Consider the following 13,660-nt stretch of genomic DNA (forward strand, 5'->3'; position numbering starts at 1 on the left):
CGGCTCGATGAACTCCCACTCCGCATCAGTCAGTTGCGCTCGCGTCACGCGACATGGTCTACCCGATCAGGCCTCGCCATGAGGGCGAATCCCACAGATTGATCACGACCAAATACGCTCCCTAGTGGTCGGCTCTGGAAGTCCTTCGGGGGTTGATCAGGCTGCCAGGGCGACGGAGGATTCTTCTTGTCGGTCGGTGGGTGTGTGTCGGTCGAGCCGGGCCAGCAGATCGTCCAGGTCGGAGGTGGTGAACCTCCACTGGAACGGCTGTGCCGTGGCGTTGTAGCGGTCTTCGAACGCTCGGAGCCGGTCCTGGACCTGAGTCAGGTCCGTGAAGTCGTTGGGTCGGACGACCTTGCGCTGGACGATGGAGAAGAAGATCTCGATCTGGTTCGTCCAGGAGGCGTGGACGGGGGTGTGGACCATGACGGCGTTCGGAAACCTGCTGGCCAGGCGGTCGATGGCCCGCCGGCCGCGGTGGGAGGAGCCGTTGTCGACGACCCAGAAGACGCGTTTCGCGCCGGCGTAGGGCTCCTGGGTCATGACCTGCTCGACCAGGTTCATGAAGGGGACGATGCCGGTCTTCGGCTCGCAGCGGCCGAACACCTTCGCGCGTCGGATGTCGTAGGCGGCGAGGTAGGCCAGCGCGCCGCCGCGGCCGTACTCGTGGTTGACGCGCATCACTCGGGCCTGGCCCGGGGCCAGGGTCGGATGGCAGCGGCAGCGGGCCTGAACGGAGGTCTTCTCGTCGCTGGAGACGACGTACTCGCCCTCGCCCAGCGGGACGCCCTCGAACGTGCGGGCGTAGAGGTCCAGGACACGCTGGGCCTTGGCGCGGAAGTCCGGGTCGCGGATGAAGATCCAGGACCGGTACTGCCAGGGCTTGAGCGCGTCCTCGCGCAACCAGCGGCGCACCGTGGACGCGGAGACACTGTCGGTGATCCCGCGCGCGGTCAGCTCGGCGGCCAGCTCCGGGCACGACCAGCGCGACAGCGGTATGCCGCTCTCGGCGGGTAACTGGCAGGCCAGCGCCTTGGCCTCGGCGACCTGCACGGGGGTGAAACGGGCGGGGCGCCCGGAGCGCTTGCGGTCGGTCAGGACCGGCAGCCCGCCGTGGGCGAACCGGCCCCGCCAGGTACGAACCGTGTCCAGGTGCAGACCCGTCTCGCGGGCGATCCGCGCGTTGGAGCGCCCCCGCGCCGCGTGCAGGACGACCTGCGCGCGTACCCGCAGCCGGTACTCGGTCTTGTGCCCGTAGGCCATCTTCTTCAACCGCTCGCGCTCGGCGGCAGTCAGCAGCACGGGGCGGGCGCAGGGTATGCGCATGGCAGGAGGAACGGCCGATCTCGCGAAGTGGATCACTGACGATTAGATCAAGGGAACCATCTCCGCCCCGGGCAACTCGACAGCCCTCACTTTGAGAACCCCAATCCCGGCCCTGACCCTGCCTTTTGGGCACGCTTCACCTACAACGGAGCCGAGCCAGCCGGAGAGGTCACGCTCAACGCCGTGGTCTTCCGCACCAGTGGCGAGAATCTGACCATCCCCGGCATCTGGATCGACACGCTCAGCCGGATCAGCGAACCGATTCTGCTCGGCTTCGCCGCCGTCGCCGCTCGTGGCCGAGTCAAACGCTAAACACACTCACTGCGGGTTCAACATCGGAGGCATCGTGCCACGTTGTGGCCTCCGCGTACAGCAAGGGTGCGCGGAGGCCGACGGTGGTTCAGCTCTATTGGACGAGCTCGTAGATCGTCGGTGAGGCGCTGGCTGCGAACCCGCCTGCACCCAGGTAGGCGGCCTGGATCAGGTGAAGACCGACGTCCAGGGTGGAGGTCGTGAACACCGCGTGCCCGGTGCTGTCGAGCGGGACGACGGCGATGAGCTGTGACCTGTCCATGAACACCACGAGGCCGTTGGGGATGGCCGTACCGGAACCGGCCGCCACTGCGGCGGTGAAGGTGACCGGCTGGAACAGCGGCGTGGGGTTGGCTGAGGTGGTCAGGCCGGTGGTGGTGGTGACGGGCGCTTGGTCGCAGGTCGCGCGGGTGATCGTGTCACTGTCCAGCGTGACCGCAGCGTTGCGGGCCAGCGTCCGGCCCTCCACGGTCACCCCAGTTGTCACGGTGATCGAGGTGAGCGCCAGGACGTTTCCCCGGAGGGTGGAGTTGGTTCCGAGCGTCGCGGAGCTACCGACCTGCCAGAAGACGTTGCAGGCCCGCGCGCCGTTGACGAGGTTCACGCTGCTCGCGGACGCTGTGGTGAGGGTGGATGCCGCCTTGAAGATGAAGACGGCGTTCGGGTCGCCCTGAGCGTCGAGGGTCAACTGTCCGGTGATTCCGAACGTGCCGGCGGGCGAGTCGTACACGCCGGGGGTCTTGGTGGTTCCGCCGAGTTCCACCGGGACGGTGGCCGTGGTCGGGCGCCCCGCCGCGTCGTTGTACGCGGCGGTCAGGTCGTTCTTGGCCTGCAGTGCGACGGCGTCGGCCACGTGCTGGGTGCCGTTCACCTGCCCGGGGGGAAAGCCGGTCACCGATGTACCCGGGCTCAGTCCGAGGTCGCCGTTGATCGTGGTGGGACCGGTGTTGGTGACCGTCGTCGCAGCGAGGACCGCGAAGTTTCCGGCGGTGCCCAGCGATACCGGCGTCGTCGCCGCTCTTGTGCTCGCTCTCGGTGGCGTGGCGGCGCTCGCGCTCAATGGCGCGGCTAGACCGATCAGGGCAGTCGTCGTACAGATGAGGGTCAGGGCCGGGGCCAACCGGGATCGGGCGGCAATTCTCCGGAGGGCGCCCGTGAGGCCAGTGGTCATCATTGAGACTCCAATTCGTCGAGGCCTACCGTCAAGCGAGCCTTTCGACAGTCACAGTCCCACACAATTCAGGCATGTCGTCTTATAGCGCGCGCAAATATTCATTGTGGCCAGAGGTAACCCAGCGGCGACCGCTACGAGGACTCCCTGCTACCCACCGGCGCCTTCGCCGGCACCCCCGAGGACGCCCTCGACAGCGCCTGCCACCTCCGCCTCGCCACCCCAGAGCTCTGACGATCCGACACATACAACCGGCCCCCAGATCAACCCCCGAAGGACTTCCAGAGCCGACCACTTAGCTGGTGACGCCCCTTCAGGGGGCCGGGCCGGTATACGCCAGAATCCTGACGCCAGGGTCAGCCTCCAACACCGTGGCCTGGGCAGGTGATCCGATAGCGCTGCCGTGGGAACGGGGTTTTTGACGGTTCTTGTGAGCCATCGCCGCATTTCAGAGGGACATCCGCGCTGTTCTGCCAGTGGTGAACCCCGGCCCGACCGGGCTCGACGATCACTAAAGTCCAGTCTCATGACGACGATTACAACGCGCACGGTCGAGTACCCGGCCGACGGTCTGACGATGATCGGGCACCTCGCACTCCCGGCCGGCGTCGACCGCCGGCCCGCGGTGCTGCTCGGGCCAGAGGGCATGGGTCTCAGCGACGTCGAGCGCCGCCGGGCCGATGCTCTCGCCGAGCTGGGATACGTAGCGCTGGCCTTCGACCTTCACGGCGGGCGCTATTTGGGTGACCCCGAGGAGATGCTGGCCCGTTGCATGCCGCTGCTCGCCAACCCCGACCGGATGCGGGGCATCGGTCATGCGGCGCTCGACGTGTTGCGCGCCGAACCGCGGACCGACCCCGACCGGATCGCCGCCATCGGCTACGGCACCGGGGGCGCCGTCGGGCTGGAACTCGGGCGCGACGGCGTCGACCTGCGGGCGATCGGGACAGTCAACGCACTGACCACGGGCCGACCGGGCGAGGCGGCGCGCATTCGCTGCCCGGTGTGGGCCGGTGTCGGGTCGGAAGACCCCATCATGCCGCCCGCGCAACGGGGCGCGTTCACCGCCGAGATGCAGGCCGCGGGCGTCGACTGGCGCCTCGTGGTCTACGGCGGCGCCTTGCACGCCTTCCACCACCCGCCGGTCGACCACCCCGTGGTCCCCGGCGTCGGCTACCACCCACGGCACGCGCAGCGAGCCTGGCGCGACGTCGTCGACCTGCTCTCCGAGTGCCTGCCTGTGACGGAGGATCTGGTCAGTCCAAGCTCGGCCACCCGCTGACCAGCGCTTACCGGTCACTACGGCACATTTCTGGCGTGTTCCGGTCCCGTCCCTTCCTTCAATGCCGCAGGACGCCGACGACGCGCTCTCTGCCCAAGATCGGGGCCTCCACGCAACCTTCGGGGTGACGGGGGGGTGCCGACCCACTTGGCGGAGCTCGGGAACGTCGCAAGCCCGCAGATGAGTCGCCGCCATGATCAGTTCAACGACGGAAGGCATCCTCGGTTCCGCCGACAGGTCAGACATCGGTGTTTCATAGGTGGTCGCTCATGAAACACCCGGCCGGGCGGTCGTCCACCTGCGGCGATCATGTTTCATGAGTTGTTGCAAACAACTGGACATCTGAAACACCCTCATGAAACAGTCCGGGGTCGTGAGCGACGACTTCAAGCGTGTGGAATCGCACGACTGCCCGATGTCCACCTGCGCCGCCCCGGCGGGCTCCCCGTGCCGGACCGGGAAGGGCAGGGTGGCGATCCAGTACCACACCGCCCGCTTCCGCCTCGTGCCCCAACTCGCCAAGGCCCTGAGCGTGCCGACTCCCGCCGTACGCAAGCCGGGCTCGGCGTGGACCGAACTACCCCGGCCCGTGCGCGCCGGCGCCGAACCGGTCGAACACGTCCGCCTCGGCTACGCCCGCGCCTCGACCGCCCGGCAGTCCCTGGACGCACAGCTTGACTCGCTCGGCGAGGCCGGGGTCACCCGGGTCTTCTCGGAGAAGATCTCCACCCGCGCCACCAAGCGCCCCGAGCTGGAGGCCGCCGTGAAGCTCGCCGGGGAGATCCGCTCCTCCGGTGTCGCCGTCACCCTCGTCGTGCACGAGCACAAGCGGCTCGGCCGCGGCATCGAACTCGCCATGCTCGCCGAGGAGCTGAAGGCGAGCGACGTCGGCCTGGAGTTCCTCACCGGAGAACTGAAGGGCTCACACGACCCGTCGGGCATCGTGTTCACCGTGCTCGCGGCCATGTCCGGCATGGAGCGCGAGTACATCCGCGACCGCACCCTCGAAGGCCACGAGTCCGCGCGGAAGCGTGGCAAGACCATCGGCGGCGCCGGGGTCACCGACGACGACATGCTGTCCATGGCGCTGCACCTGCGCGACCAGGAGATGAGCCTGCGCGACATCGCCAAGCGCCTCGTCATCACCACCGGCGCGAAGAAGGGGCAGCACCCCTCGCCCGCCACCGTCATGAGGATGCTGCGCGAGCATGACGAGCAGACGACCTAAACGCTCAAGATCATGTCGTTGCCCCTTTGACGCGTATCTCGGTCACACCCCTCGCAGGCAGCCATCGACCTTCCCGCTGCGGGGCGGCCGGGTGGTGCTGCGTCTGCGAGTCCGAAGGTTCGCCTGCGATGACGCATCGTGCGTACGACGGACCTTCGTTGAGCAGGTTCCGGGGCTGACACGTCGGCACGGCCGACGCTCGGAGACGGAGGGGCTTCAGTCAGTGAACACGCCAGGGTTCTTACGGACGAAATCGGCCACCCCTGAAGGAGGCCGCCCGGTGACCTGCTCCACCCCGTCCGCCTTGCGGTCGTATCGGTTCTCCGCATGAAGGCGAGCCATGGTGGAGATGTGCTGGAAGACGTGGTCCGGCAGCTCCAGCGGCCTGAGATCGTCGTCGATCCATTCCTGCAGTGGGACGTCGGTGTAACCGACCGGTCGGCCCAGGGCTGCGGAGACCTCCTCTGCCATGGCGGCGATGTCCTCCGAGCGGGGGCCGGTCAGCTCATGGATCCGGCCGATGTGCGGGGCCGGATCGGCCAGGATCTCCTCAACGACCGAGGCGACGTCGCCGGCCGCTACAGGGGAGGTTTTCGCCCGGCCGAAGGGCAGTCTGATGCTTCCGTACTTCGCGATCGAGGAGAAGCCGACACGGAACAGCGGGTTCTCCATGAACACGGTGGGCCTGATCTGGACGACGGGCAGGCCTGACCAGTCGAGGACCTGCTCGACCAGCCACTGCTGCCGCTGCTGCACAGACTCGGAGGTGCCCGTGAGGTCCATCTCGGAGACAGTCAGCTGCGACATGTTCACGAACGCTTCCAGGCGTCCGTATGCATGCGCGACGGCCGCCACCGTCACGGCAGCCTCCAGATACTGCGCCGACACGCCCATGCCGAAGTACATACGGCCACAGCCGGCCAGGGCGTCGGCGACGTCGCCCGCGCGCGTCAGGTCTCCGACGACGACTTCGGCGCCGGTCGCGCGCAGCGCTTCCGCCCGCTCGTCATCACGACGCACCATGGCCCGGACAGGCAGGCCCCGTTGCCGAAGGCCTTCGACCACGGATCGTCCGACGGCGCCGACGCTGCCCGCCGCGCCCGTCACCAGAATGGGCAGCATGCTCGCTTCCGGGGTGCGGTCCATAGGGGCAGCCTGCGGTGAGCACAGCCAGGGCGCAACCGGAGCCCGACGAGCCGCCGGCGCAGGATACGGCAGGGGTTGCTCGGCCGCCCACGACACGCTCTGCGATCGCGTCGCCGGCAGCTTCTCTGTCAAGTTCAGCGTGTTGAACTCAATGCCTTCTCTGCACTTGTCAAGCGAGCGGCTGTGAATCCGTTGGGTCTTGCTGGCTGAGCGTGACCGCCTTCGCGGCGGGCCCCGGAGCCTCCGCAAAACCCGTTTGGCGGACCACGACGACCGCTGTTAACCTCCCGGAGGCCGTGCGAGAGAACGAGGAGGTGGTACCCGTGAATGCAGTATCGACATGGGTGCTCCCCTCCGGGGTCACGGTCGGGCGATAGGTCGTCCGGGAGCGCCGTTCAAGAGCACTCCCGAAAGGCACGACCATGCAATTCACTTCCGAACAGCGCCTCGACGACGGCGTCCTCGAACGCGAATTCACCCTCGGCGAGATCCCCGGCATCCTGTGGACGTCCGGATCCGCACCGGCCCCGCTGATCCTGATTGGCCACAACGGCGGCTTGCACAAGCGGGAATCGCGGCTGGTGGCCCGGGCCCGGCACTCTGCGGCGGAGTACGGCTACGCGGTGGCCGCCATCGACCACCCCGGGCACGGCGACCGGCCCCGTTCGGCCGTCGACGAGCAGGCTCGCGCCGACCTCCGCCGGGCGATGGCGGCCGGCGAGCCGGTCGACGAGATCTTCGAGTCCTTCATCGGCCCGCTGGTCGAAAAGGCGGTCCCGGAATGGCGGACCACCCTGGACGCCCTTCTTTCGCTGCCCGAGATCGGTGGCCCGGTCGGGTACTCGGGGATGACCGCCATCGGCATTCGGCTGGCGGTGGTCGAACCGCGCATCGCGGCCGCCGGTTTCTTCGCCGGGGGTTTCGTGCCCCGCGCCCAGCGCGAGGAGGCCCGGCAGGTCACCATTCCGCTGCAGGTCCTGCTGCAGTGGGACGACGAAGGGAACGACCGGCAGCTGGCCCTGGACCTGTTCGACGCCTTCGGCACCAAGGAGAAGACGCTGCACGCCAATATGGGCGGGCACGCCGGCACCCCGTGGTTCGAGGTGGACGACGGGGACCGGTTCTTCGCCCGGCACCTGAAGTGAGGCCGGGCCGTCAGGCCGGCAGCAGACGCTAGGCGGTGTCGGCCAGGATGCCGCTCATCGAGGACAGGTCCCGGCCCTCCTCGATGGCGGCGGCCGGCAGACGCACAACCGCCCCGATCGCGGCGGTGCCGGCCATCGGCGGTACCGGCCGGTCGGGGCGGCGCGTGCGTATTGTCGGTCCGTCCGCACTGGGCGCACGTGTAGTCGGCCGCGAAGCCGACGCACGGACCGCAGACTCCGCTGCCGTCCCCGTCCCTTGCGATCAGGGGCTGATCGATGCCGCACCGCGAACACGAGGCCGGCGACCGCAGGATCGCCGTGTAGCAGCTGTGGCAGACCGGTCCGATCGGCCATCGGGTGGTGATCGGCTTCGTTCGGCCGCAGCGGGCGCACAGTTCGCCGGTCCGGTGGCGCGCGGCAGGGAAGACCAGGGCGGCTACCAGGGGCGGACGAGGACGAGGCCGACCTTGCCGGGCCGTACCGCGTGTTCCACGGCGTTGGCCAGCTCGCCAAGGCCGTACGTAGCGGCCACGTCGAACTGGTCCTTGAGCGCCAGCGCGATCTGCTTCGCGGTCGCGACGTCGGATGCCCGCCTCTCGGCGGAGGCCTCGGTCGACCACCGGCCGATGTTCTTGCCCCGCAGCGTCAGCGACTTGTGCAGCAGCGTCGACGCATGCACCGAGATCGGCTCCTCGGCGATCTGCCCGTAACTGACCAGCTTCCCGCCCGGCGTCAACAGGTCCAGAACGGTCTCCGCCAGCTTCCCGCCGATCGGGTCGAAGGCCACACTTACCGGACGGCCGCCGGCTGCCTTGCGGACCTCGTCGGCCCAGCCCGGATCCTCTGTCGCCACGACCGGCACGTCCGGGAACCGCTTGTGCAGTTCGGCGGCACCGCGGTCGCTGCGGACGACGTTGACGAGCGCCACGTTGTGGAACTGGGACACGCCCGTCACCAGCCGCCCGACCGACGAGCCCGCGGCGGTCTGCACCAGAAGACCGTCGTATCCGAAGGCCAGGTGCTCCTCGGCCTCACGGCGCAGCATCACCGTGGTGAGCGGGTTCACCAGCATCTGCGCGGCGACCTCGTCCGACAGCTCGTCCGGTACGGCGACGACCACCTCGGCATCCGCCACGATCCACTGGGACCACGCCCCGGGCTGGGGGAAGACCGTTACGCGGCCGCCGACCTCGACACCCGGCGCCACGCGCGTTCCCGGGCCGATCGCCTCCACCACGCCGGTGGCCTCCACGCCGGCCGGAACCGGCTGTCCAGCCTCCCCGGGGTAGGCCTCGATGGCCTGGAGATCACCAGGGTGCACCGTGAAGGCCGTGGTGCGGATGAGGACCTGACCACCCCCGGGCTCTCCCGGCTCCGGCTCCTCGATGACGGTCAGGACCTCGGAGGGCAACCCGCCACGGGTGTGGACAACACGACGGTTCATGGTTCTCCTCGTGCGCGCTGGTGTGTGTGGGGCTTGTCCGGGGCGTCAGCCGACGTCCTGCAGCAGCAGGTGCTTTCCGCTGAGCGCACCGTCCAGCTGCATCAGCCGCCCGCCCTCACGCAGACCGCCAAGGTCCAGGGCGGCGAATCCGAATTCGTCCAGCAAGCCGGCCACGGCTGCCTTCGCGTCGGCGTCGTCGCCCGCACAGAAGGCCACCAGCCGTCCTTCGGCATGCCGGGGGTCCGCGGCGATGAACGGGGCGTACAGGGTGTTGAGAGCCTTCACGACCCGGGCGCCGGGAAGGTGGCCGGCAACCCACTCGCTGCCCGTGAGGTCACCGACGTCGTACCGGCCCCGGTAAGGGCCGGCCGCTGCGAACTGATTCGTCGTGTCGACGACGATCTTCCCGGACCAGGTGGTGAGGCGTGTCAGTTCCGGCACGGCGAAGAACGGCACCGAAAGGAAGACGAGCTCCGGCTTCGCCGCCTCCTCGGCCGTTACTGCGCGGGCCTTCGGCCCCAGCCTGTCCACGAGGGCTTCGAGGGTCCTGGGGCCCCGGCTGTTGCCGATGAGTACCTCATGGCCGTGGCGGACGGCCTTGTCGGCGACCGCCTGTCCCACCTCTCCTGCGCCGAGTACGCCAATGGTGCGGTGTGTGCTCATGTGTTCGTCCTTGATCGTGTGCAAAGACCGTGCGGGCTGCCCGGCATCGGCTCGTGCAGCCGACCGCTCGGCATCCAGGCTGCGGTCACCCGCCTGCCGCTTCGGTGCTGTGCCGTGAGGACGCCTGCGCGCGGTGGGGGTTGAAGTCCAGGAGGACCTTGCCGTTCTTCCGCAGGTACGCGAGGGCCTTGGCGAAGTCCTTGGCCTCGTAGACGGGGGCGGAGGGCAACACGAGCTTTCCCTCGGCGACCAGCCGCGCGGACTCCGCGCCCAGGGCCGGATGACGGGGCAGGTACTCGTCCTGGTACATCCAGAACTCTGTTGTGGTGATGTTCTTCGCCTTCAGCACGTTCTGGTCGGGAGTGAAGGGCTCGCCACTCATGTAGCCGTAGATCACCAGCAGGGCGCCTTCGAAGTCTTCGGCATTCCTGCCCTGAGGGACTGCATTGTTCAGCCGGTTTTACCTGAGATGCCCGCGATTCTGCGGGCCACCCGGTTCGCCGCCCGCCACCGCGAGGCCGTTCCCCGTCCCATTGTCAGCTCGGGTGCGGCCTGACGCACCCGGACCGTGAGGCTGTCGAGGCCCACGTCCCTGAGGCATAGCTCTGCCTGTTCATCCGGCCGGACTGGTCCATGGGCGGCGAGGTAGACCATCAGCCACCACCGGGGGCGGAGTGCCCATGTGCAGCCCGCGCGCACGGCCACGGTCCGTCGCGGGTGCGTTCGACGTAGGCGTCCAGGTCGAAGCCGCTCACCGCTGCCACCCCGCCGGGCCGGGCCGCAGCGTCATGTAGCCGCAGACGGGGTCGAACCCGAGGGCGTGGTAGAGCGGGGCGCCCGCTTCGGTGGCGCGCCAGTCGTCGGTGAGCTGGGCGCCGTCGAGGACGGCGACGCGCAGGCGCAGCAGTTCGTCGGCGTCCGGCAGGCCGGCGGGGCGTACGAGGGATCCGGTCACGTGGGTTGCCTCCGGGGCGGGCTATTCGGACGGGTGTCGGTGGCGGTCGGCCGTGCTCAGGCCCGGACCAGGTCCCGGGGATCGGCTTCCTCGCCCCAGCCGTGGGTGGAGAATCCCCGGCCGCCGGACAGGTAGCAGGTGAGGGCCGCGTGGGAGGTCGGGAACATCGGCAGCGGCAGCTCGGTCTCCGGCGACCACACCGCGGCAAGGTGCTTGCCCGGCTCGGAGTTCGTCAACTTGCCCTGCCACGTGGTGGCGAGGAACACGGACAGCAGGAACGGGCCCTTGCCGTCCCAGCCCTGGCGGACCTGGATCGTGTGGACCAGCTGAAGGTCCCGCGGGCTGACGTCCAGCCCGGCTTCCTCCCACAGCTCGCGGGCGGCGGCCTCGTCCAGGCGCTCGCCGGCCTCGACCTTGCCGCCGGGGATCGTCCACGTCGGCGTCGTGCTCCAGCTGTTCGCCGCGTAGTTGATCGTCGCGATCCTCCCGGCCTTCCGGTCGTGGACGATGACGGCCACGGCCTGTCGCAGACTCTCCACTGCAGTACCTCCAAGAGCGCTCGACGAAAGGGGACTTCACAGGGTAGGCGCGGGTCGGCGCAGCAGCTCCAGGACGGTGCGGGCGTAGCCGAGGATCTCCTCGTCGCGGTGGTGGTCCAGCGCCCAGCGCAGCGCCGCAGGGCAGTCGATCGCCGCCCAGGCCCGGCATGCCGCCCACTCCGCACTGCTCAGCGCGCGCCCGTACCCGTCGAGGAACGCCTCCCGCAGGTCCGGGCGGTGCGGGGTGAGTTGGAGCATCGCGCGCATCAGGTCGCGCCGCACCGGCGCCTCGGCCTGGCTGCGCTCGAAGTCGATCACGCCGACCACCAGGGCGTCGCCTTCACGGTGGACCAGCCAGTTGCGCGGGCCGAAGTCGCCGTGGCAGTAGGCCAGGGGGAAGCGTGGCGGCTCGATGCGGGTGGCCTGCGCCAGTACCTCGATGTCGGCCTCGGGCAGACGGGCGTCGCGGGCCCGGGCCAGCGCCCGCTCGCGCTCCTGCTTCCATGGCAGTTGCTCCCCGACGGGGGCGTCCGTCGGCGGCTGGGCGTGGATGCCGGCCGCGAGCTGCCCGGCCTGCCGGTACGCCTCCCGCTGCTCGGCCTCGGTGAGCGGGGTGGTGATGACGGGGGTGCCCGGCAGGGCGGTGGTGACAACGAGCAGCGCCTGCTGGTCCTTGGCCAGCAGCGTCGGGGCGCGGCCGGGCCCGAGGGAGGGAGCGAGGTGTGTGAGGGCGGCGGTCTCGCGATGGTGCATGAGTGCGTTCTTGTGCCGCTTGGCGAAGAGCCGACGGCCGTCGGTGCCGAGGACCTCCCAAACCGCGGGACGTCCCTCCCGGTCGACAGAGCGCACGGCCACCGCCTCGCACCGGCCTGCTGCTGTGCGCAGCAGCCGGTCGGCGTCGTCCGGGAGAACGGGCGCGGTCACGCGGACCAGCCGACGGTCGAGAGGGCGCTGCCGCGGGTGATCTCGCCGAGCGCGTGGGCCGTGTAGGGGACGATGGCCTCGGGGAGCTGGTCGAGTGGCCACCAGGAGAGCTGCGCGCACTTGTGCGGCTCGCGGTTGCTGATGTGGCCTCGGTGACGGGCGGGGCGGAAGAACAGCTGGAGTCGGCTGCGGCCGTCGTCGGCGTCGAGGTGGTGCAGCGTGTGGACGAGTACGAGGTCGTCCTCGGCGATGGTGATGCCGAGTTCCTCCTCGGCCTCGCGGACCATGGAGCGGCTGACCGGTTCGCCGGGCTCCATGTGTCCAGCGGGCAGGTGCCACATGCCGGCGGCGTAGGAGGTGTTCTTGCGCAGGCCGAGCAGCACCTTGCCCTCGTCCAGGAGGACGAGGTGGACGCCGATGACCAGGGCGGGCGGATTCGCCGCCGGCTTCCCGGGCACCGGAACGGGTGGCCGGCCAGGTTCGTCGATCCGGTTCAAGTGGTCCTCCTCGGAGGCTGGTTGGCCGCGCCGGTGAGCAGCGGCAGGTAGTGCTGCATGTAGGGCGGGACCTTGAGGGCGGGTACCTCGTCCAGGGTGACCATGCGCACGGCCAGGCCCTCGTCACCGAGCCTGATGTCCGTCTCGGGGCCGTCCGAGGCCCGGCGGGGCACAGTATTCCAGTTGTCGGGGCGCAGGAGGCTGAGCCTGCCTAGTGGCTCCGCACAGATGGTTGACCAGGTAATCATCCGGGCCATCGTCGGCCGGCTGTCTTAGGGGTTTGAACTGAGAGGGTCTGCTGGCCGTCACTGCTGGGAACCGTGGCTGGAGGGGACGGCGTCCACCCCAGGACGACACGCAAGATCGTTAGTGGGCGCGAGGGAGTTTGGAATGACCGGAACAGCCACCCGCTACCTCTATCTCGTCCGGCATGGCGAGGCCTTGCCGGACGAGAGCGGGCTGACGGAGAACGGCCGCCGTCAGGCGGTACTGCTTGGCCAACGACTCCGTGATGTCCCCTTCTCGGCTGTTCACCACGGCCCACTGCCCCGGGCAGCGCAGACCGCACGCCTGATCGGGGAACAGCTAAACGGCATCCCTCTGCAGGTCTCGGAAGCCGCCGGGGACTACGTCCCCGACGTGCCGGAAAGGGAAGAACTACCGGCGGACTCGGCTGACTTCCTGCTCCGCTTCGTCGCCCAGTTCACGGCCGAGGAGCGTGAGCGCGGCCCGGTGCTGGCCCGCCAGGCACTGGAGCGGTTCACCGGGCCGGTGGACGGCGACGAGGCTCGGCACGAACTGGTCGTCACCCATAACTTCCTGGTCGGCTGGCTCGTCCGGCATGCCATGGACGCGCCGAAGTGGCGTTGGCTCGGCCTCAACCACTGCAACGCCGCCCTGACGGTTATCCGATACGCGCCCGGCCGGCCGTCCTCCGTCCTCTTCTACAACGACATGCGGCATCTCCCTGCCGAGCTGCGCTGGACCGGCTTCCCGCCCGAACTGCACATCTGAGCACATCAATCGTG

General features: G+C 69.2%; 16 protein-coding genes. 5 read left to right on the top strand and 11 right to left on the bottom strand.

Annotated elements, in window-relative coordinates; all coding sequences use genetic code 11:
• Positions 1-156 precede the first annotated feature (156 nt).
• Positions 157-1,326, bottom strand: a complete 1,170-nt coding sequence (locus KV557_RS31295) for an IS630 family transposase (RefSeq protein WP_256178231.1) — start codon at positions 1,324-1,326, stop codon at positions 157-159.
• A gap of 183 nt (positions 1,327-1,509) precedes the next feature.
• Between KV557_RS31295 and KV557_RS43250 the strand changes: the two genes are divergently transcribed.
• A complete protein-coding gene (locus KV557_RS43250) occupies positions 1,510-1,638 on the top strand; it encodes a hypothetical protein (RefSeq protein WP_256178232.1) in 129 nt (42 codons plus the stop codon).
• A 94-nt stretch (positions 1,639-1,732) separates the two neighbouring features.
• Here KV557_RS43250 and KV557_RS31300 read toward each other — a convergent pair whose 3' ends face one another.
• Positions 1,733-2,812 carry an ice-binding family protein gene (locus KV557_RS31300; protein WP_218204931.1) on the bottom strand — a complete coding sequence of 360 codons (1,080 nt, stop codon included), beginning with the start codon at positions 2,810-2,812 and terminating at the stop codon, positions 1,733-1,735.
• Between the two features lie 523 nt (positions 2,813-3,335).
• Between KV557_RS31300 and KV557_RS31305 the strand changes: the two genes are divergently transcribed.
• A complete protein-coding gene (locus KV557_RS31305; protein WP_218204932.1) occupies positions 3,336-4,091 on the top strand; it encodes a dienelactone hydrolase family protein in 756 nt (251 codons plus the stop codon).
• Positions 4,092-4,464: 373 nt separating this feature from the next.
• On the top strand, positions 4,465-5,319 hold the full coding sequence (locus tag KV557_RS31310; RefSeq protein WP_218204933.1) for a recombinase family protein: 855 nt from the start codon (positions 4,465-4,467) through the stop codon (positions 5,317-5,319).
• A 216-nt stretch (positions 5,320-5,535) separates the two neighbouring features.
• Here KV557_RS31310 and KV557_RS31315 read toward each other — a convergent pair whose 3' ends face one another.
• Positions 5,536-6,465, bottom strand: coding sequence for an NmrA family NAD(P)-binding protein (locus tag KV557_RS31315; protein WP_218204934.1), 930 nt, complete (start codon positions 6,463-6,465; stop codon positions 5,536-5,538).
• A 422-nt stretch (positions 6,466-6,887) separates the two neighbouring features.
• Here KV557_RS31315 and KV557_RS31320 point away from each other — a divergent pair, with 422 nt between their 5' ends.
• A complete protein-coding gene (locus KV557_RS31320; RefSeq protein WP_218204935.1) occupies positions 6,888-7,610 on the top strand; it encodes an alpha/beta hydrolase in 723 nt (240 codons plus the stop codon).
• Positions 7,611-8,046: 436 nt separating this feature from the next.
• Here the strand turns inward: KV557_RS31320 and KV557_RS31325 are convergent, their stop codons facing one another.
• From KV557_RS31325 to KV557_RS31360, 8 genes are all read right to left on the bottom strand, one after another.
• Entirely contained in the window at positions 8,047-9,054 is a 1,008-nt protein-coding gene (locus KV557_RS31325) for a zinc-binding dehydrogenase (protein WP_218204936.1), read from the bottom strand.
• A gap of 45 nt (positions 9,055-9,099) precedes the next feature.
• Entirely contained in the window at positions 9,100-9,741 is a 642-nt protein-coding gene (locus KV557_RS31330) for an NADPH-dependent F420 reductase (protein WP_256178234.1), read from the bottom strand.
• A gap of 61 nt (positions 9,742-9,802) precedes the next feature.
• Entirely contained in the window at positions 9,803-10,114 is a 312-nt protein-coding gene (locus KV557_RS31335; RefSeq protein ID WP_218204937.1) for a hypothetical protein, read from the bottom strand.
• Between the two features lie 354 nt (positions 10,115-10,468).
• Entirely contained in the window at positions 10,469-10,672 is a 204-nt protein-coding gene (locus tag KV557_RS31340; RefSeq protein WP_218204938.1) for a hypothetical protein, read from the bottom strand.
• 56 nt (positions 10,673-10,728) lie between these two features.
• Positions 10,729-11,211, bottom strand: a complete 483-nt coding sequence (locus KV557_RS31345; protein WP_308130165.1) for an NUDIX hydrolase — start codon at positions 11,209-11,211, stop codon at positions 10,729-10,731.
• Positions 11,212-11,247: 36 nt separating this feature from the next.
• Positions 11,248-12,135, bottom strand: coding sequence for an aminoglycoside phosphotransferase family protein (locus KV557_RS31350; RefSeq protein WP_218204939.1), 888 nt, complete (start codon positions 12,133-12,135; stop codon positions 11,248-11,250).
• Positions 12,132-12,632, bottom strand: a complete 501-nt coding sequence (locus KV557_RS31355) for an NUDIX hydrolase (protein WP_256178235.1) — start codon at positions 12,630-12,632, stop codon at positions 12,132-12,134. Before KV557_RS31355 ends, KV557_RS31350 begins: the two co-directional genes overlap by 4 nt.
• Positions 12,629-12,880, bottom strand: a complete 252-nt coding sequence (locus KV557_RS31360) for a hypothetical protein (protein WP_218204940.1) — start codon at positions 12,878-12,880, stop codon at positions 12,629-12,631. Before KV557_RS31360 ends, KV557_RS31355 begins: the two co-directional genes overlap by 4 nt.
• 142 nt (positions 12,881-13,022) lie before the next feature.
• On the opposite strand from KV557_RS31360, the gene KV557_RS31365 reads away from it, so the two are divergent.
• On the top strand, positions 13,023-13,646 hold the full coding sequence (locus KV557_RS31365; RefSeq protein WP_218204941.1) for a histidine phosphatase family protein: 624 nt from the start codon (positions 13,023-13,025) through the stop codon (positions 13,644-13,646).
• The last annotated feature ends 14 nt before the right edge of the window (positions 13,647-13,660 follow it).

Source organism: Kitasatospora aureofaciens, assembly GCF_019192735.1.
Classification (GTDB): Bacteria; Actinomycetota; Actinomycetes; order Streptomycetales; family Streptomycetaceae; genus Kitasatospora; species Kitasatospora aureofaciens_A.

Coding starts and splice junctions, on each gene's coding strand:
- KV557_RS31360 (WP_218204940.1), bottom strand. CDS start 12,880: ATGATTACCTGGTCAACCATCTGTGCGGAGCCACTAGGCAGGCTCAGC.
- KV557_RS31315 (WP_218204934.1), bottom strand. CDS start 6,465: ATGGACCGCACCCCGGAAGCGAGCATGCTGCCCATTCTGGTGACGGGC.
- KV557_RS31305 (WP_218204932.1), top strand. CDS start 3,336: ATGACGACGATTACAACGCGCACGGTCGAGTACCCGGCCGACGGTCTG.
- KV557_RS31300 (WP_218204931.1), bottom strand. CDS start 2,812: ATGATGACCACTGGCCTCACGGGCGCCCTCCGGAGAATTGCCGCCCGA.
- KV557_RS31320 (WP_218204935.1), top strand. CDS start 6,888: ATGCAATTCACTTCCGAACAGCGCCTCGACGACGGCGTCCTCGAACGC.
- KV557_RS31365 (WP_218204941.1), top strand. CDS start 13,023: ATGACCGGAACAGCCACCCGCTACCTCTATCTCGTCCGGCATGGCGAG.
- KV557_RS31295 (WP_256178231.1), bottom strand. CDS start 1,326: ATGCGCATACCCTGCGCCCGCCCCGTGCTGCTGACTGCCGCCGAGCGC.
- KV557_RS31325 (WP_218204936.1), bottom strand. CDS start 9,054: ATGAACCGTCGTGTTGTCCACACCCGTGGCGGGTTGCCCTCCGAGGTC.